We start from the raw sequence: 19,750 nt of genomic DNA, 5'->3' as shown, positions 1-19,750 counted from the left end.
GGTATAGGATATCCGCCGGGCGCTTCTCCGACACAGTATCGCCAGCAGTGCAGAGCGTAAGCCAAGGAGCCTGAAGATGGGGATTTTCTCCCGAACCCGCGACATCATCGCCGCCAACGTCACCGACCTGCTCGACAAGGCGGAAGACCCGGCGAAGATGATCCGCATGATCATCCTCGAGATGGAGGAGACGCTGGTCGAGGTCCGCGCTTCCGCGGCGCGCACGATCGCCGACCAGAAGGAGCTGCGCCGCCAGATCGCCAAGCTCGATACCGTCCAGGCCAACTGGCTGGAAAAGGCCGAGCTGGCGCTGTCGAAGGACCGCGAGGACCTCGCCAAGGCCGCGCTGATCGAGAAGCAGAAGGCCGCCGACCTCGGCGAGCAGCTGCACGACGAGATCACCCTGCTCGACGAGGCGCTCAAGGCGTCCGAGGGCGACATCGCCAAGCTGCAGGGCAAGCTGCGCGAGGCGCGGGCCCGCCAGAACAGCATCGTCACCCGGCTCGAATCGGCGAACAACCGCGCGAAGATGCGCGAGATGTATGCCGGTGCGAAGGTCGACGAGGCCTTTTCGCGCTTCGAGCTGCTCGAGCGCCGGGTCGACTATGCCGAGGGCCGCGCCGAAGCGGCGGGCATGGGCGCCGCGCCGAAGACCCTCGAGGAGGAGATCGCCGAGCTGCGCTCCGCCGACAAGGTCGATGCCGAGCTCGCCGCGCTGAAGGCGAAGGCCAAGGGAGCCTGATCGATGGAAGACACCCTCGTCCCGATCGTCGTCGTCGGCATCCTCTTCCTGGGCCTGCCCTGGCTGGTCTTCCACTATGTCACCCAGTGGAAGAAGAATGGCGGCCTGACGGTCGAGGACGAGAAGCTTCTCGACGACATGCACGACATGGCCCGCCGGCTCGACGAACGGCTCGGCACGCTGGAGCGGATCCTGGACAGCCAGGATCCCGCCTGGCGCCCCCGCCAGAGCGTCGACCGTGCCCATGAGGAAGAGTGGCGCCGCGAGCCTTGATCGCAGGCCGCCGCCAACAGGAAGGAGTTCGAAATGTCCGCTCGCCGCACCAAATTCTACCTCGACAAGCGTAACCGCAAATGGCTGGGCGTCTGCGCCGGGCTCGCCGACTATACCGGGATCGACGTCACGCTGGTCCGGGTCGGCACGGTGCTCCTCACGCTGATCGGCGGTTTCCCGTGGACGGTGGTCGCCTATCTGGTGGTCAACTGGCTCGCCAACGACAAGCCGGGCGAGTTCTACGGTGCCAGCCGCGAGGACGACAAATTCTGGCAGACGGTGCGGGCCCGGCCGGGCGCCTCGGTCCGCGACGTCCGCGCCAAGTTCCGCGACATCGATCGCCGAATCGCCGACATCGAGACGCATGTGACCAGCCATAATTCGGCGCTGGCCCGCGAGATCGACGCGCTGCGCTGATTCGCGACCGGATGTTTCAAGCATCCGCACGAACGTTGGAATAAGATTACGCACTTCGCGCCGTTCGTCGACGCCCCATGGCGTTTGTCGAAAAATTCGACAAACATCGGTGTAAACGGTGATCGGCTCAGAGTTTAGGGGTTTGAACGATGACGTTGCCATTCGAAGCCTTCGCTCCGGTTGCCGCCCTGCTCGGCATGCTCGGCCTGGCCGCCTGGGTGTTCACCACCTGGCTCCGGATCCGGCACGGCTATCCGCTGGAGAACAGCTGGGGCAAGGCGGTCTATCCGCGCACCAGCGACGAGACCAGCGAGCGGATCAAGCTGCTCTCCGGCGAGAACGCGCAGCTCCGCGCCGAGCTGTCGGCGATCAAGGAGCGGCTCGCCACCGTCGAGCGGATCGTCACCGATAGCAGCTATCGTCTCGATCGCGAGATCGACGCGTTGCGCGGCCCGGCCAACTGACGCGAGGGAGACGCGACAATGTCCAATATCTTCCCCTTCACGGTGCTGAGCATCCCGATCCTCGCCATCGTCGCCTGGGTGCTCACCGACTGGTTCCGGCTGAAGGAAAAGCGGATCGAGGCGATCTCGGCCGAGACCGCCGAGAAGGCCGCCCAATATGTCGCCAAGACCGAACGGCTCGAGCAGCGGGTCGCGGTGCTCGAACGCATCCTGACCGACCGTTCCGCCCTGTTGGCCGACGAGATCGACCGGCTGCGCGACCAGCCGCTGAACTGAACCGACCACAGGAGACCGACAATGCCGGAGATCGGCGTCTTCACCATGATCGTGCTGATCGTCGCGATTTCGGCGATCGCCAGCGTCTATCGCGCCAAATATGGCGTCGTCCGCCGCGGCAAGGGCGAGGACTTCGTCCGCCCCGACGACGGCGAGAACGAGCGGCTCCGGGCCGAACTGCGCGCGCTCAAGGAGCGGGTCGCGGTGCTCGAGAGGATCGCGACCGACAATGACCGCGGCCTGTCCCTCGATCGCGAGATCGAGGCGCTCCGGCACCGCGACTGAGCCAACCATCGCGGCACCGAGCCCGCGGATGCCAGCATCCGCCCCGGCGTCGCCCTGAGGGAACGAGAAGCATGACCGATCCCATATTGTGGATGACCATCAGCGGCGCGGGCCTGGTCGGCCTGTGCGTGGTCGCCTGGGCCGCGCTCAGCGGCTGGCGCGGCTGGCTGGAGCTCGAGCGGATGAAGCTCGATCGCCGCGCAGCCGCCGCCATGCCCGAGCCCGCCGGCGGCCCGTCGCCCGCCGCGCGCATCGAACTGGCCGACCTCAAGGAGCGCATCCGCAAGCTCGAGGCGATCGCCGCCGGGGTGGACCTCTGACGACCGACCGGACACCATTGTCCCGGCAAATGCACGCGATAGTCCCGCTTTCGCCGAACCAGCCGGGAAAGCGGCAGGGGGATCAGGCGTTCGCCGGGATGACGAGCGGCAGAAAATAGACTAGTCCCCGCTCGCCATGACCGAGCCAGCCCGTCTTTCCGACATCCGCGAAGAATATGAATTCCTCGATGGCGACGACCGCTATCGCCTGCTGATCGAGCTCGGCCGGGCGCTGGAGCCGATGCCCGATGCGCTGAAGACCGATGCGACGCTGGTGCGCGGCTGCTCGGCATCGGTATGGGTCTATCCTACCGTCGCCGATGGCGGCACGCTCCATTTCCTCGCCGACAGCAATGCCGCGATCACCAAGGGGATCATCGCCTTGGTGCTGCTGACCGTGCAGGACAGGCCGGCTGCCGAAATCCGCGACGCCGACATCGCCGCGCTGCTCGAGCCCTTCGACCTGAAGAACCAGCTCAGCTCGAACCGCACCCAGGGGATACCGAACATGATCGCGCTGATCCGCTCGACCGCCGAGCGCTACGCATGATGCGCCGGCGCGTCCTGGCGCTGCTCGCCGCGCCGCCGCTCGCCCTGGCATCGCTCGCCGCGCCGGCCTGCGCCGCGGGGGCGCCTGTCGCCGCCACGTTCGCGACCGGCAGGCTCACCATCGCGGGGGAGGCGTTCGCGCCGGCCGACGTCCTCGATGCCCGCGCGCTGCCCGACGTCAACGGCAAGGTCGGGATCATGCTGACGCTCGTCCCCGCCGCGGCGAAACGGCTCGAAGCGATCACCGCATCGCTGGTCGGCAAGCCGATGCTCGTCGCGCTCGACGGGCGGGCGCTCGCCGCCGAGCTGATCCGCAAGCCGATCGCCGACGGGGTGATCGAGATCCCGGGACGCTGGAACCTCGGCGACGGCGAGGCGCTCGCGCGCCGCATCTCCGGCCGGGACCCGCTGCCCGACGATCTGGCGGAGTAGCGCTCCGCTCCTTCTCGCCGGACGACGGACGAGGAAGAACGCCAGCGTACAGAAAGGCTGCACCCTTTCGGCCGTTCGCAGCGTTCTCCCATTCCCATGCAGCACCGCCCCATCGACCAGGTCGACACGGTCGACTCCGCCCCCGGCATCACCCGTATCCGGCGGGGGAGCGGATGGCGCTTCCTGGCGCCCGACGGCGCGACGGTCCGCGACGTCGAGAACCGGATGCGCATCCTCGCGCTCGGCATCCCGCCCGCCTGGCGCAAGGTGTGGATCAATCCCGATCCGGACGCTCCGGTCCAGGCGACCGGGCTCGATGCCGCCGGGCGCAAGCAATATCGCTACCACAGCAGCTGGCGCGAGGCGCGCGACGAGGAGAAGTTCGCGGCGCTTCCCGAATTCGCCCGGCACCTGCCCCACCTGCGCGCGGTCGTCCGCCGGAGCCTGCGCAGCGACGATCCCTGGGAACGCGCACGGGCGGCGGCGGTGCGGCTGCTCGACGGCTTCGCGATCCGGGTCGGGTCGGCCGATTCGGCGGCGCATGGCAGCTTCGGCGCGACCACCCTGCTCAACCGCCATGCGCGGATCGACGGCGACGTGATCCAGCTCTGCTTCTACGGCAAGCATGGCATCCGCGCCGAGCTGTCGGGCAAGGACGCGGCCCTGGCGGCGGCGCTCGCCGAGCTCAAGGCGGCGGGCCCGGGCAATCTGTTCGCGATGCGATCGGGCCTGCGCATCCGCGCCGCCGACATCAACCAGTGGATCTGCGAGCTGACCGACGGGACCGGCACCGCCAAGACCTTCCGGACCTGGCGCGCCTGCGCAGTCGCGGCGGGGATGCTGGCGCGGGGGCGACGGACCTCGGTCAAGACGCTGCTGGAGGAGGTGGCGCGCCAGCTCGGCAACACCCCGGCGGTGTGCCGCAAATCCTATGTCGCCCCGGCCTTCATCGAGATGGCCAAGGCGGGTCGCTGGATCGAGCATGTCCCCGCCGTGCCGCGCCCGCTGCGCGCGAACGAACGGGCCAGCCTGGCGGTGCTGACCGCCCCGGCCTGAGGATCAGCGGCGGACGGAGGTCAGAGCGCGGCGGCGCTGGACTGCGGCGGCGGCGTGGCCATCGCGATCGCCTGCTGCAGCTCGCCGAGGGTGCAGGGCTTGCGCAGCACCCGGTCGCCGGTGCCGAGGAAAACCTGTTCGATCCCGCTGAAGTAGATGACCGGCATGTCGGGGCGGGTCCGGCGCGCGCGTTGCACAAGGTCGGGGCCGCCGGGGCCGCCGGGCATGTGGACGTCGGTGACGAGCAGGTCGAAGACTTCGCCCTCGTCGATCACGATCGTCGCCCGGTCGCCGCCGATCGCCTCGACCACCTCATGACCGAGCGCGCGCAGCAGATCGGAAGTTATCGCAAGGACAAGTCCATCGTCATCGACGCACAGGATACGCAACATGAACCTCCTCCGGCGGGAATGGTCGTTACGCAACCATCATAGACCGCCGTAGAGTCATGGTATCGGCAAGCGCGCCGTGAGGCAATCGGGTCGAACCGGGGCCGAATCGCGACCGGCGCCCCTCACCGCGGCCGGCGTTCCTCGGCGCGGCGGAGGACTTCGAACGCGGCCTGGACCGCCTGGAAGCGGACGGCGGCCGCGGCGTCGTTGGGGTTCACGTCGGGGTGGTTGACCTTGGCCAGCCGCCGCCATGCCGTCTTGATCGCTTCGAAATCGGCATCGGTTTCCAGCTCGAGCGTCTCGAAGGCGCGCAGCTCGTCGCGGGTCCAGCGGCCGTCGCCGGGGCCGCCCCAGCTATAGTGGGCCTGCTCGGCATAGCCGGAGGCGGAGCGGCGCTCGTCCTCCTCGCGCTTGGCGGCGTCCTCGGCCGACAGCCCGGCGAAATAATCCCAGTTGCGATTATATTCCTCGGCATGCTTCGGGCAGAAATACCAGCGCTCGGGGCTGTTGGGCGATTTGGGCGCGGGGCAATCGCCGGGCTGGTCGCAGCCGTGCCGGTCGCACATGCGGACCTTGGTCGCGCCGCGCTCGCTGCCATAGCCGCGCCAGCGGGGAAAACCCCAGTCGTTCGAACGGGAAGAAGATCGGGCCATAAGCCTTCCCTTGTAGCGCCGAACGGCTGAACGGACCATTGCGGAATCGGAAGCGGTGCCCTGTGGCCGTCATCGGCAGGGAACATCGGGGGTACATTCCCCGATTTCTGCGTTATAGCGGCCGGGAAGAGCGGACGTCACCGCCGAAGCAGGAGAGACGATGCGGACCTTCGAGCGATTTCCGAATCTCGTCACCATGTTCTTCGCGCGCGCCCGCGAGAAGGGCGACGCGCCGTTCCTCTGGGCGAAGCAGGACGGCGCCTGGACCCCGCTGAGCTGGGCGGAGGTCGCGCGCCGGGTCGCCTCGCTCGCGGCCGGGCTGCGGGCGCAGGGACTGAAGGACGGCGACCGCGTGGTGCTGGTGTCCGAGAACCGCCCCGAATTCTGCATCGCCGACCTCGCGATCATGACCGCAGGCTGCGTGACGGTGCCGACCTACACGACCAACACCGAACGCGACCACACCCATATCCTCGAGAATAGCGGCGCGCGGGCGGCGATCGTCTCGACCGCGAAGCTGGCGCAGGTGCTGCTCCCCGCGATCGTGCGCTCCTCGACCTGCGAATTCCTGATCGGCATGGAGCCGCTGCCCGCGACCGGGGTGCGCACGCTCGACTTCGCCACCCTCGCCGGCGACGCGGCGGCCGACGTCGCCGCGGCCGAGGCCGCCGCCGCCGACATGCGGCGCGAGGACCTCGCCTGCCTGATCTACACCAGCGGCACCGGCGGCGCGCCACGCGGCGTCCGCCAGCATCACGGCGCGATCCTGTGCAACGTCGAGGGCTGCGTCGACATCATCGCCGAGGATTTCGGCTGGGGCGACGAGGTGTTCCTGTCCTTCCTGCCGCTGAGCCACGCCTATGAGCATTCGGGCGGGCAGTTCCTGCCGATCGCGCTGGGCGGGCAGATCTACTATGCCGAGGGGCTGGAGAAGCTCGCCGCCAATATCGAGGAGACGCGGCCGACGATCATGGTCGTCGTGCCGCGCCTGTTCGAACTGCTCCGCGCCCGGCTGATCAAGACCGTCGAGAAGCAGGGCGGCCTCGCCCAGAAGCTGCTCGACAAGGCGCTGGAGCTGGGCGCGCGCGAAAAGCTGCGGCTCGCCGACTATCCGGCCAGGTTCGCGATCGACCTGCTGCTCAAGCCCAAGGTGCAGAAGCGCTTCGGCGGGCGGATCAAGGCATTGGTCTCGGGCGGCGCGCCGCTCAATCCCGAGGTCGGCCAGTTCTTCGGCTCGCTCGGGCTCACGCTGCTCCAGGGCTATGGCCAGACCGAGGCCGGGCCCGTCGTCTCGTGCAACCGCCCCAAGGCCGGCATCCGCTACGATACGGTCGGCCCGCCGATGAAGGGGGTCGAGGTCAGGATCGCCGAGGACGGCGAGATACTGGTGCGCGGCGAACTGGTCATGGCCGGCTATTGGCGCAACGAGGCCGAAAGCGAGCGGGTGCTCCGCGACGGCTGGCTCCACACCGGCGACGTCGGCCATCTCGACGGGCGCGGTCGGCTCAAGATCACCGACCGCAAGAAGGACCTGATCGTCAACGACAAGGGCGACAATATCGCGCCCCAGAAGGTCGAGGGCATGCTGACCCTCCAGCCCGAGATCGCCCAGGCGATGGTGTCGGGCGACAAGCGTCCCTATGTCGTCGGCCTCGTGGTCCCCGACCAGGAATGGCTCGCCGGCTGGGCCGAGGAGCGCGGCCTGTCCCCCGAGCTGGGCCGGCTCGCGGGCGATGCCGATCTCCACCGCGCGCTGATGGCGGCGGTCGACCGGGTCAATCGCGACCTGTCGGTGATCGAGAAGGTCCGCCGGATCGTGGTGGCCGACGAGCCCTTCTCGATCGCCAACGAACAGATGACCCCGTCGATGAAGAACCGCCGCCACGCGATCCGCGCGGTCTATGGCGATCGGATCGACGCGCTCTACGGGTAGCGGGAAGCCTCTCCCCGCGCGAACCTCGCAAGCGGTTCGCGAGGCCAATAGTCGGACGGCGCCGCCGACACCGGTTACACGCGCGACACGAAAATTACGTGATATTGTAATATCCGCGCGCGCACGCCGCACGGCCCGCCGTTCGACATCTTGAGTAGATCGCAGAAAAAATTCCCCACATGCGAGGAATTTTCCGATCATCCCGAATATTTTAAGGATGCCCCGAAAAATATATCGTCGAACCGACTTTAGGCTATCCCCGAAGACAGCATGTTATAGGATAATAATCTACCAAGTAACTTGAAAATGAAGCGAAAATGAACTGGTGATTTCACGCACTTTACTATGATCGTAACATAAGTGTCGTGACGAAAACCTATAGGCCCCGTCGAACCAGTTCAACAAAGGGGTTTATAGAATGCGGTCCCGCACCCAGTTTCACCTGCGCCTGCTGACGGCCTCGGCCGCGCTGGCGATCGCCGCGCCGGCGCTTGCACAGGCCGTCCCCACGGCCGCGCCGGCCGACGAAGCCGCCGCCGACGATGCGGGCGGCGGCCTCAGCGACATCGTCGTCACCGCGACCAGGCGCGAGACCGACCTGCAGAAGACCCCGATCTCGATCTCGGTGATCGGCGCCCAGGGCATCGAGGATCGCCATATCCAGAGCCTGTACAACCTGACGGACGGTTCGATCCCGTCGCTGCGCGTCGCCACCTTCGAGGCGCGCCAGTCGGCGCTGACGATCGGCATCCGCGGCATCGTCCCCTATGACCAGAACCAGACCGCCCGCGACGGCGGCGTCGGCGTCTACATCGACGGGGTCGCGCTGGGTAAGACCCAGGGCCTCAACGCCGCGCTGTTCGACATCGAGCGCATGGAGGTGCTGAAGGGGCCGCAGGGCACGCTGTTCGGCCGCAACACCGAGGGCGGCGCGCTGTCGATCGTCACCAAGGCGCCCACCGGCATATTCGGCGGCCACATCGACGCCGGGGTCGGCAATTACGGCAGCCACAGCGCCGACGCGCATGTCGACCTGCCGGCCTTCGCCAACATCGCCCTGAAGTTCGAGGGCGTCTACCAGCACCAGGATCCGACCGTGAAGGATCCGCTCGCCGGCTCCACCGGCTGGAACTATTATGATCGCAAGGGCGGCCGCGTCGCGGCGCGCTGGACGCCGTTCAGCGGCCTCACCGCGGACTTCAGCTATGATTATGCGAAGGACGAGAACACCCCGAACTTCAGCCAGCTGATCAACTACAACCCGAACGGCTACACGGTCGGCTCGTATAACGGCGCCACCTCGGGCTCGGCGCTGTTCCTGCCGGGCACGACGACTCCGTGCGGCGGAACGATCGCGGCCGGCACCGCCCGCCCCGCCTGTATCGCGCCCTTGGCGCCGGCGGTCGTCCCGCACGCCGGGCGCCAGTCCTCGTCCGATATCGGCGTGCCGCAGCAGCCCAGCGTCGACATCACACACGGCGTCTCGTCGAACATCACATATGACGTGGCGCCCTGGCTGGCGCTGCGCTCGATCACGGCGTGGCGCGGCGTCTCGACCGATCAGTGGGACAATAGCGGCGGCGCGGCGCGCCAGACCTTTTCGCCCGGCGCGAACTTCAGCCGCTACAGCCTCTCCTTCCTGCGCCAGAACCAGTTCAGCCAGGAATTCCAGGCCGTCGGCAGCGTCGATCAATTCGACTATGTGGCCGGCGCCTATTATTACACCGAACATGCGACCGAATATGCCGCGACCCCGCTGAGCAACCTGTGGAACGCGGACGGCACGGGCTACACGGTTCGCAGCCCGATCGTGTCGGGCACGGTCACCAGCGCGAACTCGGGCTACCAGCCCTCCGACCCGTCGTGCATCAACAGCCTGGCCGCCACCGTCCCGCAATTCGCGAACAGCTGCCGCTTCATCGCCCGCGCCAGCGAGGCGCACGACCATAGCTACGCGCTGTTCGGCAACGTCACCTACACGCCGGAGGGCCTGGATATCGTCCACCTGACCGCCGGCGGCCGCTGGACGAAGGATCGCCGCCGCGGCCAGCTCTACGTCGTGAACAACGCGAAGCAGCCGTTCACCTTCCGGAACAGCATCAGCCGCTTCGACCCGATGCTGAACCTCGCGGTCGACCTGTCAAACGACACCCACGTCTACGCCAAATATGCGACCGGCTTCCGCGCCGGCGGCGCCAACGACCGTTCGCAGCAGTTCAATGCGTTCGGCCCGGAGACGGTGAAGTCGTACGAAGCCGGCGCGAAGATGGATTTCTGGCAGCACCGCGCGCGCCTGAACGTCGCCGGTTACATCATGGATCGTTCGAACACGCAGTTCGACTTCGACCTCTACGATACCGCGTCGGGCAGTCCGACGCTGGGCAGCCACATCGAGCAGACGCAGAATGCGGGCAAGACCAAGATCCGCGGCGTCGAGGTCGACCTCGCGGTCATGCCGATCGACGGGCTGACCCTGACGGCGTCCTATGCCTATACCCACTGGAAGGCGCCTTCGGCGGTGAACCCGATCACCGGCGGCCGGCCGCAGCAGCTGTACATCGTCTACACGCCGACGAACGCGGCGTCGGGCGCGATCGATTATGTCCTGCCCGTCCCCGCCATCGCCAGCGACGCGAACATCCGCTTCCACCTCGACGGCAATTATTCGGGCAGGCAGTACAGCTTCCAGCTGGAGCCGACCCGGACCGATGCGAGCTTCGTCGTGAACGGCCGCATCACCCTCGGCGACATCGCGGTCGGCGGCAACAGCAAGGTCTCCTTCTCGCTATGGTCGCGCAACCTGCTCGACACGACCTATTATTATCGGCGTTCGGCGGCGAACTCTGCGCCGGTGTCGAACTATAACGGCAGCACGCTGGTCTCGACCAACTATGGCGGCGTGCTGGGCGACTATGCCAACCTCAACCCGCCGCGCACCTTCGGCGGAGAGGTTTCCGTCCACTTCTGATCCCCCTCTACCGAAGGTGGACCGCCGGCCCATCCTCGCGAAAGCGGGGACGGGTTCGGCGATCGTCGTCGATCGGTCGCTGGCCGGTCAGGGCTTCGCGGCGGTCTTGCTGGTCCTGTACCGGTCGAACCAGGCGATGATCGCCGATGCCTTGGCGGCCGATTGCGACGGGCGGGCGGCGATGCCGCCATGGCTCGCGCCCGGCACCTTGACCAGCGCGGTCGGCACGCCGCGGATCTGCAGCGCGGCATAATATTGCTCGGCCTCGCTGACCGGGGTCCGGTAATCCTCGCTGCCGACCACGACCAGGGTCGGGGTCTTGACGTTGCCGACCAGGCTGAGCGGCGAGCGGGCCCAATAGCCGGTCGGGTCCTCCCAGGGCAGCTTCGGGAACCAGTAGCGCGAGGTGAACAGCGTCGCGTCCATGGTCAACGCCTCGCTGATCCAGTTGATCACCGGCTTCTGCGCCGCCGCACCCTTGAAGCGGTCGGTCTTGCCGACGATCCAGCTGGTCAGCACGCCGCCGCCCGATCCGCCGGTGACGAACAGATTGTCGGGATCGGCGACCCCGGCGGCGATCGCGGCGTCGACCGCCGCCATCAGGTCGCCATAGTCGTCGCCCGGATATTTATGGTGGATCAGCAGCGCGAATTCCTCGCCATAGGAGGTCGAGCCGCGCGGATTGGTATAGAGCACCGCATAGCCCGAGGCGGCGTAGAGCTGGTCGTCGGTCGAGAAATGCGGGCCATAGGCGCTGTGCGGGCCGCCGTGAATCTCCAGCACGAGCGGCACGCGCTGCCCCTCGCGCCAGCCCGGCGGCGTCACCAGCCAGGCCGGGACGGCACGGCCGTCGGGCGCCGTGACCGCCAGCTCGCGGACCTGGCCGAGGCTCTTGGCCGAGAGGAAATCCTCGTTGAGGCGGGTGAGCTGCCGGGTGCGGCCGCCGCTCGCGACCGACAGGTCGGCCGGGCGCAGCGGCGATCCGCTGGTGAAGGCTATCGCGCCGCCCTTCGACACGGTGAAGTCGCCGCCGCTATAGGGCCGGTCGAGACCGGTGCCGGTCAGCCCGGTCGCCAGTTCGGTGACCTTGCCGTCGAGGGTGATGCGGGCGACGCGGTTGACCCCGCGCTCGTCATATTGCGCGTAGAGCGCGCGGCCGTCGGCGGCCCAGTCGACCCGGTCGATGCTGCGGTCGAAGCCCGCGGTGACGGCGCGCGCGCCGCTGCCGTCGCGGTTCATCACGTAGAGCAGCGTGTTCTGGTAGGAGAGCCGCTTGTCGTCATAGCCGAGATAGGCGACCTTCGACCCGTCGGGCGAGACGGCGGGGGCGATGTCGGGCCCCGCGCGGCTGGTCAGCGCGCGGATCGCGCCGGTCGCCACGTCGAGCGCATAGATCTCGGGATCGAAGACATTGTGCTGCCAGTCGGGCTTGCGCACCGCGCTGAACAGGATCGAGCGCCCGTCGGGCGTCCAGCTCAGCGGCCCGCCATCCTGATAGTCGCCGAAGCTGAGCTGCCGGGGCGGCCCGCCATCGGCGGCGACGACGAAGATATGGTCGTAGCCCGGCTCGACATAGCCGCCGCCGTCGGCGCGATAGTCGACCCGGTCGATCACCTCGAGCGGCTTGGCCCATTCGGCGCCCTCGGGCTTGTCGGGCGCCTTGCCCAGCTTCGCCGGCTCGCCCGGCACGCGCATGACATAGGCGATGCTCCTGCCGTCGGGGGACCATGTGATCGCCTGCGGGCCGTCGGGAAGCTGGGTGACGCGGACCGTCGCGTCGTCGGCCAGCCAGCGGACGAACAGCTGCGGCTTGCCCTTGGGATCGGCGGCGACATAGGCCAGCCGCTTGCCGTCGGGCGACCAGCGCGGCTGGCCCGCATCGGCGACCAGCGGCCGTTGCGTGCCCGTCGCCACGTCGACCAGCCAGATCGCGCCCTTCTGCTTGTCGCTCATGATGTCGGCCTGGCGCCGGACATAGGCGACGGTCCTGCCGTCGGGGCTGATCTGCGGGTCGGACGCGACCTGCAGCGCGAAGATGTCGCTCCCCTCGAAACGGGTCGAGAGGGTCGGCGGCGCGACGGGGGCGACGGGACCCTGGGCGAGCGAGGGCGTCGAAAGCAGCGTCGCTCCGAGGAGCAGCGCGGAGAGGGTCGGTTTGAGCATGGAGGACCTCTGGCGTTGGGATGGACCGAGGGTGGCGCGTTTCGCAGCCGGGCTCAAGCCCGGCGCGACCGCGCCGCCCGGTCACGGCGCCAGCGGCAGCCCGATCACCACCCGCAGTCCCGGTCCCGCATCCTCGAGCCGCATCGATCCCCGGTGGAGGCGCACGATCGACTCGACCAGCGGCAGGCCCAGTCCATGGCCGCCGCTGCCCCGGCTGCCGTCGAGGCGGCCGAAGCGGCGCAGCGCGCGCGTCCGGTCGGCGGCGGCGATCCCGGGCCCGTCATCCTCGACGACGATCGCCGCCGCGTCGCCGACGCGCGTCGCGGCGATACCGATGCGGCTGCCCGGGGGCGTGTGGCGGATCGCGTTCTCGACGAGGTTGATCAGCGCCTGGGCCAGCAGCTGGCGGTCGCCGAGCACCGGCAGATAGGCGGGCTCGCCGTCGGTGAGGCGCCGGCCGGCATCGGCGGCGGCGGGCTGCATCGTCGTCGCGACATGGTGGACGAGCGTACCGAGGTCGATCCGCTCGAAGCCCGCGCGCCGGGCGCCGCCCTCGATCTCGGCGATGCGGAGGATCGCCGCGAACATGGCGAGCAGCTCGTCGCTGTCGGCGATCGCGGCCTCGATCTCGTCGGCGAGGCCGCCGTCCCCGGCGCGCCCGGCCAGCGCCTGGAGGCGTCCGCGCAGCCTAGCGAGCGGAGTGCGCAGGTCGTGGGCGATGTCGTTGGAGACGTTGCTGATCTCCGCCATCAGCGCCGCGATCCGGTCGAGCATCGCGTTGAAGGCGTGCGCCTGCTGGTCAAAGGCGCTGTGCGATCCGTCGACCGGGACGCGGCGCTGCATGTCGCCGTCGACGATCGCCTCGACGGTATGGCGCATCGCCACGATCCGCCGGCCGATCACCAGCCCGAAGGTCGCGACGCCGGCGACGACGATCAGGACGATCGATCCGAAGCCGAACAGATAGATGCGCGCGCGCCGGCTATCATAGTCGTCGATCGGCTCGGTCTCGGCCACGACGGTCAGGATCAGGCCGTCGCCGATCGGGCGGACCAGCGCGCGGCCGACCGACAGGCCCTTGAGGCCCAGCGTGCGATCGACCGTCGAGAAGCCCTCGGGCAGCGGGCGCCGCAGCCGGATGTTGCCGGCCAGGACGCGGCCGTTGGCGCTGGTCAGCAACAGGCCGAGGTCGCCGGTGTCGCGTTCGCCGGTCAGCGCCCGGATCTGGCGGACCAGTTCGGGCGTGCCGCTGTGCGTGCCCATCGCCGCCAGTTCGCCGCTGACGCTGGCGATGCGCCGGTCGACCAGCGTGGCGATCGTGCTGTGGGTGGCCCGGTAGACCGCGACGCCGGTCAGCCCCGTCGCGGCGATGAACGCCAGCAGGAACGCCGCGGTCAGCGCGCGCAGCGATCGCAGGCCGGTCACCGGCGCCTCATCCGGGCAGGAGATAGCCGACGCCGCGCACCGTGGTGATCGGATCGCTACCCCCGTTCGCGGTCAGCTTGGCGCGCAGCCGGCGGATATGGACCTCGACCAGGTTGGTCGCGGGCTCGAAATCATAGCCCCATACCCTTTCGAGCAGCATCGCCCGGGAGATGATCGAGTCGACGTTGCGGACCAGCTCGAGCAGCAGGTTGAACTCGATCTTGCTGAGGTCGACCGCCTTGCCATCGCGCCAGGCGCGGAAGCGGGCCGGGCTGACGACGATGTCGCCGGCGCGCAGCGTATCGCCGTCCTGGGCCGGCTGGCGGCGGCCGCGCAGGATGGCGTTGAGCCGGGCGTGGAGCTCGGCGGCGGTGACCGGCTTGACGACATAGTCGTCGGCGCCCGCCTCCAGCCCCTCGACCTTCTCGACCGGGCGGCCGAGCGCGCTGAGGATGATGACCGGCAGGCCCATGTCGTCCTGGCGGACCCGCTGCAGCACCGACAGGCCGTCGACCGTCGGCAGCATCAGGTCGAGGATCATCGCGTCGAACCGGTCGCGCGCCACCGCCTCGATCGCCGCCCGCCCGTCCATCGCCACCGCGACGACATGTCCCAGCGCGCGCAGGTCGCGCTCGAGCATCGCGACCAGGGCGGCATCATCCTCGACCAGCAGCAGCTTCAGGCTCATCGCGTCCTCACTTCGCGCGTCGCTCCAGCAGAAGCGCCGCGGCGACGAAAGCGCGATTGTCACCATAATGCAGCATTGCCGCCACTTCGACGTCAGACTTCGGCGGAATTTCGACTCCGGCGCGGCGGCGGGACGGACGGGGCGTATTGCTGTTGCATATATGTCATACACCGGCCCGATATCGGTCGTCGTTCGACGATGGCCGCTTTTCCATTGTTACAACGGCGAAAAATTCGTCACTAGTCGATCATGCGGGGGATAGACGAATCGGGCGCCGGGCGCTCCATCGGAGCGGCCGAACGTATCTTGCGGGCTTTGTCGGCGGAATTTCCGCGGCTGCACGACCGCCAGTCCTTTCTCGACAGCGACGCGCTGCGCGCCGGCTACGAGAAGGACGAGGGGGTCGCCCTCGCCGATAACGAGCGCCAGGCCGCGGCGCGCACGCTCACCCGGATGATCAGCGACGGCACCGTGTCCGAGCTGCTGTGGCCGGCGGGGCATAGCGACAAGGTGCAGCTGCCCGAGCAGGGGATGATTGCGGTGTCGGTCAATCTCGGCTCGCTGCGCGAGGAGCGGCTGGCCTGGGAAGTGGACCGGCAGGGGCCCGAGCCGAGCCAGGAACGGATCATCAGCGAGATCGTCGATCGCTCGCGGGTCTGGATCGAGCAGAACATGGACGGCGGCAAGCTGCCGCTGCTGCTGGTCAATGCCAGCATCATCCACGGATCGAACGCCTTCGACATCCTGATCAGCGCGCAATATCGCAATCCCTACAACCTGCTGCGCTACACGCGCGAGGTGGTCCAGGTGGTCGCCCATATCGCCGGCACCCACACGATGCTGGTCGCGCAGAGCTACGGCTTCCCGGACTTCACCGCCGGGCGATAGGGTTTCTCCACGCTCATCGTCTTCGCGGCGAACGCCGGGACGATGGAGACGTCGCCGGGCGGAAACCTGCCCGCTCAGCCCCGCTCCTCCGCGCTCCGGCGCAGATTGTCGCCGAGCGTGGTCAGCCGCTGCTGGAGCGCGGCGATCTCGCCGACCGGCAGGCCGATCGCATCGAACAGCTCGGGCGACAGGCAGCTTGCCTCCTTGCCGGCGGCGCGTCCCTTGTCGGTCAGGTGGACGCGCACGACCCGCTCGTCGGCGGTGTCGCGCTGCCGCCGGACGAAGCCGGCCGCCTCGAGCCGCTTGATCAGCGGGGTCAGCGTGTTCGATTCGAGGAACAGATGCTCGCCCAGCGCGCCGACCGTCTGGCCGTCGGTGTGGCGTAGCGCCAAGATCACCAGATATTGTGGATAGGTCAGCCCCAGCCGGTCGAGCAGGGGCTTGTAGACGCGGTTGAAGGCATGGCCCGCCGCATAGACGGCGAAACACAGCATGTCGTCGAGCGGGCCGGAGGCCCCGGAAGCGGGCGAGGTCATCGCCCCGATATAAATCGCGCGCGATATGATCGCAAGCATTGACAGCGTCACGCGACTCGCCTAGATAAATCGCACACGATCTAATCGTGGAAGATTAAATTGGCCTTCGGGCCCCGAACAAGGAACAGGACCATGGCTACGAAGATCCTCTACACCACCAGTTCGACGGCCACCGGCGGTCGCGACGGCCGCGCCCGCACGGCCGACGGCAGCTTCGAAGTGACCCTCGGCACGCCGAAGGAGCTGGGCGGCAACGGTCAGGGCAACAACCCCGAACAGCTGTTCGCCTCTGGCTATGCGGCCTGCTTTCTCGGTGCGATGAAGTTCGTCGCCGCGCAGGGCCAGCATGTACAGGTGCCCGCCGACGCGACCGTCACCGCCACGGTCGGCATCGGCCTGCGTGCCGACAAGGGCTTCGGCCTCGCCGTCGCGCTCGAGATAAGCCTGCCGGGCGTAGACCGCGCCGCCGCCGAGGCGCTGGTCGCAGAAGCGGACACGATCTGCCCCTACAGCCACGCGGTACGCGGCAATATCGAAGTGAAGCTCGGCGTCGCCTGAGCGGATCGCGCGGGCGGCCGAGGGTCGCCCGCCTTCCACTCACTCGTCCTTCGCGGCCACCGCCGGAGTGGACGGGAATGGAACGCGGACTAAGTTAGTCTGCGTTTTATACTTGACGAAACAAACGCGGAGTCTATGAGTCCGCGTTATGGCGCACATCACCACCAGTGTCGAATATGGCATCCACTGTCTGCTGTGGCTCGTGGAATCGAGCGACCGGGCGCTGAGCAGCCGCGACCTCGCCGAACTGCAGGGCGTCTCGCCCAGCTTCGTCGCGAAGATCTTCCCCAAGCTCGAAAAGGCCGGGCTCGTCGCGGCGAGCGAGGGCGTGCGCGGCGGCTATCGGCTGGCGCGCCCGGCGGACCAGATCAGCTTCCTCGACATCGTCGACGCGATCGAAGGCGACAAGCCGCTGTTCGATTGCCAGGAGGTGCGCGGCCGCTGCGCCCTGTTCGCGGGCGGTGCCCCTTCCTGGGCGACCGACGGCGTGTGCGCGGTCCACGGCGTGATGCTCCAGGCCGAGAAGGCGATGCGCGACGCGCTCGCCTCCCAATCGCTGATGGACGTGGCCACCCGTTTCGGGCGCAAGGTGCCCGACGGCTTCTTCGGCGACGTCGAGGCCTGGCTCGGCGGCCGCATGAGCGGCCGCACCGGCCGTGGCGGCAAAGCGGCGCGCGAATCGCCGGGCTGACCTGACCGCCCCCTAGGGCCCTTCCGACCTTTCCGATCTCTTTCTCGGCTCCTGCCGGACGTTCCGAGAAAGCCCCCCTGCGCGCCGTGACCGACGGCGGCAGGGAACGCCCCCGCATGTCCGGCGACCATCAAGCATGAAGAGGAGACCATCATGACCCAGAAGATCCTGATCGCCGGTTCCGGTTTCGCCGGCCTGTGGGCCGCTCTCTCCGCCGCCCGCGCCGTTTCGCTCGCCGGGCGCGAGGGCGACGTCGAGGTGACCATCGTCTCGCCCACACCCAATGTCGCGATCCGGCCGCGCCTCTACGAAGCCGAGCTCGCCGACATGAACCCCGACATCTCGGCGCTGCTCGCCGCGGTCGGCGTCCGGCACATCGCCGGACTGGTCGACGCGGTCGACGGCGCGGCGCGCACCGCCACCGTCCGCACCAGCGACGGCGGCTGGCAGACGATCGGCTATGACCGCTTCGTCCTCGCCGCAGGCAGCCGCCTGTTCCGTCCGGACCTCCCCGGCATCGACCTGGTCTTCGATTCGGACCAGCACGACTCGGCGCAGGCGCTCGACCGCCACCTGAAGGCGCTCGCCGACGAGCCCGCGACGCCCGCCCGCAACACCGTCGTCGTCGCCGGCGGCGGCCTCACCGGACTGGAGACCGCGACCGAGATGCCCGGACGGCTCCGCGCCGCGCTGGGGCCCGACGCGGCGATCCGCGTGGTCATCGTCGACACCGCCGCGACGATCGGCGCGGCGATGGGGGCCGAGGCGGTGCCGCATATCCGCGAGGCGCTCGACGAGGCGGGGGTCGAATCGCGCGCCGGCGTCCGCGTCGCCGCGGTCGAGCCCGGCGCGGTGCGCCTGTCCTCGGGCGAGCGGATCGAGACCGACACGGTGGTATGGAGCGCCGGCATGCGCGCCCATCCGCTGGCGGCGAAGATCCCCGGCGAGCACGACCCGCTCGGCCGCGTGGTCGGCGATGTCTTCCTCCGCGCCCCCGAGGCGCCGGGCGTCTTCGTCACTGGTGACACGGTCCAGGTCGCGACCGACGACCAGGGCAACGTCAACGTCATGTCCTGCCAGCATGCGATGAGCCTGGGCCGGGTCGCCGGTCACAACGCCGCCGCCGAGCTGGTCGGCCTGCCGCTGCATCCCTACAGCCAGCCCAAATATGTCACCTGCCTCGACCTCGGACCATGGGGCGCGCTCTATACCGAGGGCTGGGACCGCAAGGTCCGCTTCACCCGCGACGAGGGCAAGGCGATCAAGCGCGAGATCAACGGCGTCTGGATCTACCCGCCCGCGCCCGATCGCGACGCGGTGTTCGGCATCGCCAACCCCGACTATGTGATCGTCCCGTAAGACCCCGGCGGCGGTCGAAGCATCGCAGCATCATGGTGCCCCTTTCCTTCGGGAAGGGGGCATCGCTTCGTCCTTTCCGCTCGCCATTCCCGCGGAAGCGGGGACGGTCGGCGCTCAGCGCTGCGGCGGCCGCTTGCCCGACGGCGGGCGATCGGGCCGTGGCCGGCGCGGCTGGTCGCGCGGCGCTCCGGGACGTCCGCCGCCACCCGGCCCGCGGCCCGGCCCGGCCTGCGGGCGGGGCGCCGGCCGCGGCGTGACGCCGGCGACCTTGGGGTTGAGCACGGTGTAGCCCTCGGACTGCAGCTTGGTGAAGGCGGCCCGCACGCTGGTCTGGATCGACGCCTGCAGGTCCGCCGGCAGATCCTGGAAAGTGGTGTTGGGATGGATCGCGGCCAGATCGCGCAACAGCGCATTGGGCACGCCCTTCGATGCGGTGCGCAGGGCACCGAGCCCATCGATCACGGCCGCGACGATCACGTCGTGCATGACCTCGGCTGCGGACTTGGTCACTTCTTCTCTCCGGATTCGACAGCGGTTCCGACGACGGGGCCGCTATACAGCCTGCCGGAACCGGCGGAAGCGAAATATGGTCGAATACGCCATATCGGTCGCGACCGAAGCCGGGATATGGGGCCAGACCGTCCGCCACGATTGACGCTGCGCGCGGCTTGCTGGCAGGCAG

At 68.6% G+C, this 19,750-nt stretch carries 23 protein-coding genes; 16 read left to right on the top strand and 7 right to left on the bottom strand.

The annotated features are described in order from the left end of the window. Positions 1 to 76 precede the first annotated feature (76 nt). From pspA to ASE22_RS16385, 10 genes are all read left to right on the top strand, one after another. Positions 77 to 742, top strand: a complete 666-nt coding sequence (pspA, locus tag ASE22_RS16430; protein WP_056361971.1) for a phage shock protein PspA — start codon at positions 77 to 79, stop codon at positions 740 to 742. A gap of 3 nt (positions 743 to 745) precedes the next feature. Next, positions 746 to 1,015: an envelope stress response membrane protein PspB gene (gene pspB / locus ASE22_RS16425; protein WP_056361968.1), complete on the top strand. Its 270-nt coding sequence runs from the start codon at positions 746 to 748 to the stop codon at positions 1,013 to 1,015. Between the two features lie 33 nt (positions 1,016 to 1,048). Continuing rightward, complete coding sequence (pspC, locus tag ASE22_RS16420; RefSeq protein ID WP_056361965.1) at positions 1,049 to 1,432, top strand: envelope stress response membrane protein PspC; 384 nt, start codon at positions 1,049 to 1,051, stop codon at positions 1,430 to 1,432. A 149-nt stretch (positions 1,433 to 1,581) separates the two neighbouring features. Next, positions 1,582 to 1,896: a hypothetical protein gene (locus ASE22_RS16415; RefSeq protein WP_056361963.1), complete on the top strand. Its 315-nt coding sequence runs from the start codon at positions 1,582 to 1,584 to the stop codon at positions 1,894 to 1,896. An 18-nt stretch (positions 1,897 to 1,914) separates the two neighbouring features. Continuing rightward, on the top strand, positions 1,915 to 2,172 hold the full coding sequence (locus ASE22_RS16410) for a hypothetical protein (RefSeq protein WP_056361960.1): 258 nt from the start codon (positions 1,915 to 1,917) through the stop codon (positions 2,170 to 2,172). A gap of 21 nt (positions 2,173 to 2,193) precedes the next feature. Beyond that, on the top strand, positions 2,194 to 2,457 hold the full coding sequence (locus ASE22_RS16405) for a hypothetical protein (protein WP_056361957.1): 264 nt from the start codon (positions 2,194 to 2,196) through the stop codon (positions 2,455 to 2,457). A gap of 71 nt (positions 2,458 to 2,528) precedes the next feature. Further along, positions 2,529 to 2,777 carry a hypothetical protein gene (locus ASE22_RS16400; protein WP_056361954.1) on the top strand — a complete coding sequence of 83 codons (249 nt, stop codon included), beginning with the start codon at positions 2,529 to 2,531 and terminating at the stop codon, positions 2,775 to 2,777. 136 nt (positions 2,778 to 2,913) lie between these two features. After that, positions 2,914 to 3,327 carry a SufE family protein gene (locus ASE22_RS16395; protein WP_056361951.1) on the top strand — a complete coding sequence of 138 codons (414 nt, stop codon included), beginning with the start codon at positions 2,914 to 2,916 and terminating at the stop codon, positions 3,325 to 3,327. Next, positions 3,327 to 3,758 (top strand): SecDF P1 head subdomain-containing protein, encoded by a 432-nt coding sequence (locus ASE22_RS16390; protein ID WP_235538172.1) that lies wholly within the window; start codon positions 3,327 to 3,329, stop codon positions 3,756 to 3,758. The genes ASE22_RS16395 and ASE22_RS16390 overlap by 1 nt, the downstream gene beginning before the upstream one ends. A gap of 96 nt (positions 3,759 to 3,854) precedes the next feature. Next, on the top strand, positions 3,855 to 4,814 hold the full coding sequence (locus ASE22_RS16385; RefSeq protein ID WP_056361946.1) for a DNA topoisomerase IB: 960 nt from the start codon (positions 3,855 to 3,857) through the stop codon (positions 4,812 to 4,814). A 20-nt stretch (positions 4,815 to 4,834) separates the two neighbouring features. Here ASE22_RS16385 and ASE22_RS16380 read toward each other — a convergent pair whose 3' ends face one another. Together ASE22_RS16380 and ASE22_RS16375 are read right to left on the bottom strand one after the other, a co-directional pair. After that, positions 4,835 to 5,206, bottom strand: a complete 372-nt coding sequence (locus ASE22_RS16380) for a response regulator (protein ID WP_056361944.1) — start codon at positions 5,204 to 5,206, stop codon at positions 4,835 to 4,837. 122 nt (positions 5,207 to 5,328) lie between these two features. Continuing rightward, a complete protein-coding gene (locus ASE22_RS16375; RefSeq protein WP_056361940.1) occupies positions 5,329 to 5,859 on the bottom strand; it encodes a J domain-containing protein in 531 nt (176 codons plus the stop codon). 160 nt (positions 5,860 to 6,019) lie between these two features. Here ASE22_RS16375 and ASE22_RS16370 point away from each other — a divergent pair, with 160 nt between their 5' ends. Together ASE22_RS16370 and ASE22_RS16365 are read left to right on the top strand one after the other, a co-directional pair. After that, positions 6,020 to 7,792, top strand: a complete 1,773-nt coding sequence (locus ASE22_RS16370) for an AMP-dependent synthetase/ligase (protein WP_056361937.1) — start codon at positions 6,020 to 6,022, stop codon at positions 7,790 to 7,792. Positions 7,793 to 8,210: 418 nt separating this feature from the next. Continuing rightward, positions 8,211 to 10,760 (top strand): TonB-dependent receptor, encoded by a 2,550-nt coding sequence (locus tag ASE22_RS16365; protein WP_200933108.1) that lies wholly within the window; start codon positions 8,211 to 8,213, stop codon positions 10,758 to 10,760. A gap of 87 nt (positions 10,761 to 10,847) precedes the next feature. On the opposite strand, the gene ASE22_RS16360 is transcribed toward ASE22_RS16365, so the two are convergent. From ASE22_RS16360 to ASE22_RS16350, 3 genes are all read right to left on the bottom strand, one after another. Continuing rightward, complete coding sequence (locus ASE22_RS16360) at positions 10,848 to 12,923, bottom strand: S9 family peptidase (protein WP_056361934.1); 2,076 nt, start codon at positions 12,921 to 12,923, stop codon at positions 10,848 to 10,850. Between the two features lie 81 nt (positions 12,924 to 13,004). Next, a complete protein-coding gene (locus ASE22_RS16355; RefSeq protein ID WP_056361933.1) occupies positions 13,005 to 14,348 on the bottom strand; it encodes a sensor histidine kinase in 1,344 nt (447 codons plus the stop codon). Between the two features lie 7 nt (positions 14,349 to 14,355). Continuing rightward, positions 14,356 to 15,036, bottom strand: coding sequence for a response regulator transcription factor (locus tag ASE22_RS16350; RefSeq protein WP_200933110.1), 681 nt, complete (start codon positions 15,034 to 15,036; stop codon positions 14,356 to 14,358). Between the two features lie 249 nt (positions 15,037 to 15,285). Between ASE22_RS16350 and ASE22_RS16345 the strand changes: the two genes are divergently transcribed. Beyond that, positions 15,286 to 15,924, top strand: coding sequence for a hypothetical protein (locus tag ASE22_RS16345; RefSeq protein ID WP_056361930.1), 639 nt, complete (start codon positions 15,286 to 15,288; stop codon positions 15,922 to 15,924). 74 nt (positions 15,925 to 15,998) lie between these two features. On the opposite strand, the gene ASE22_RS16340 is transcribed toward ASE22_RS16345, so the two are convergent. Next, positions 15,999 to 16,460 (bottom strand): MarR family winged helix-turn-helix transcriptional regulator, encoded by a 462-nt coding sequence (locus ASE22_RS16340; RefSeq protein WP_056362511.1) that lies wholly within the window; start codon positions 16,458 to 16,460, stop codon positions 15,999 to 16,001. A gap of 132 nt (positions 16,461 to 16,592) precedes the next feature. Here ASE22_RS16340 and ASE22_RS16335 point away from each other — a divergent pair, with 132 nt between their 5' ends. The 3 genes from ASE22_RS16335 to ASE22_RS16325 all read left to right on the top strand — a co-directional run bounded on the left by ASE22_RS16335 (position 16,593) and on the right by ASE22_RS16325 (position 19,068). After that, entirely contained in the window at positions 16,593 to 17,018 is a 426-nt protein-coding gene (locus tag ASE22_RS16335) for an organic hydroperoxide resistance protein (protein ID WP_056361927.1), read from the top strand. Between the two features lie 148 nt (positions 17,019 to 17,166). Next, positions 17,167 to 17,709, top strand: coding sequence for an RrF2 family transcriptional regulator (locus ASE22_RS16330; protein ID WP_056361924.1), 543 nt, complete (start codon positions 17,167 to 17,169; stop codon positions 17,707 to 17,709). Between the two features lie 153 nt (positions 17,710 to 17,862). Further along, on the top strand, positions 17,863 to 19,068 hold the full coding sequence (locus ASE22_RS16325; protein WP_056361921.1) for an NAD(P)/FAD-dependent oxidoreductase: 1,206 nt from the start codon (positions 17,863 to 17,865) through the stop codon (positions 19,066 to 19,068). Positions 19,069 to 19,182: 114 nt separating this feature from the next. On the opposite strand, the gene ASE22_RS27155 is transcribed toward ASE22_RS16325, so the two are convergent. Then, the gene (locus ASE22_RS27155; RefSeq protein ID WP_056361918.1) at positions 19,183 to 19,578 is read right to left on the bottom strand and encodes a hypothetical protein; all 396 of its coding nucleotides are present in this window, start codon (positions 19,576 to 19,578) and stop codon (positions 19,183 to 19,185) included. Positions 19,579 to 19,750 lie beyond the last annotated feature (172 nt).

Source organism: Sphingomonas sp. Root720, assembly GCF_001428605.1.
Taxonomy (GTDB): domain Bacteria; phylum Pseudomonadota; class Alphaproteobacteria; order Sphingomonadales; family Sphingomonadaceae; genus Rhizorhabdus.
Note: the sequence above shows the minus strand (reverse complement) of the source record. Positions and strands in the feature narration are given on the sequence as shown.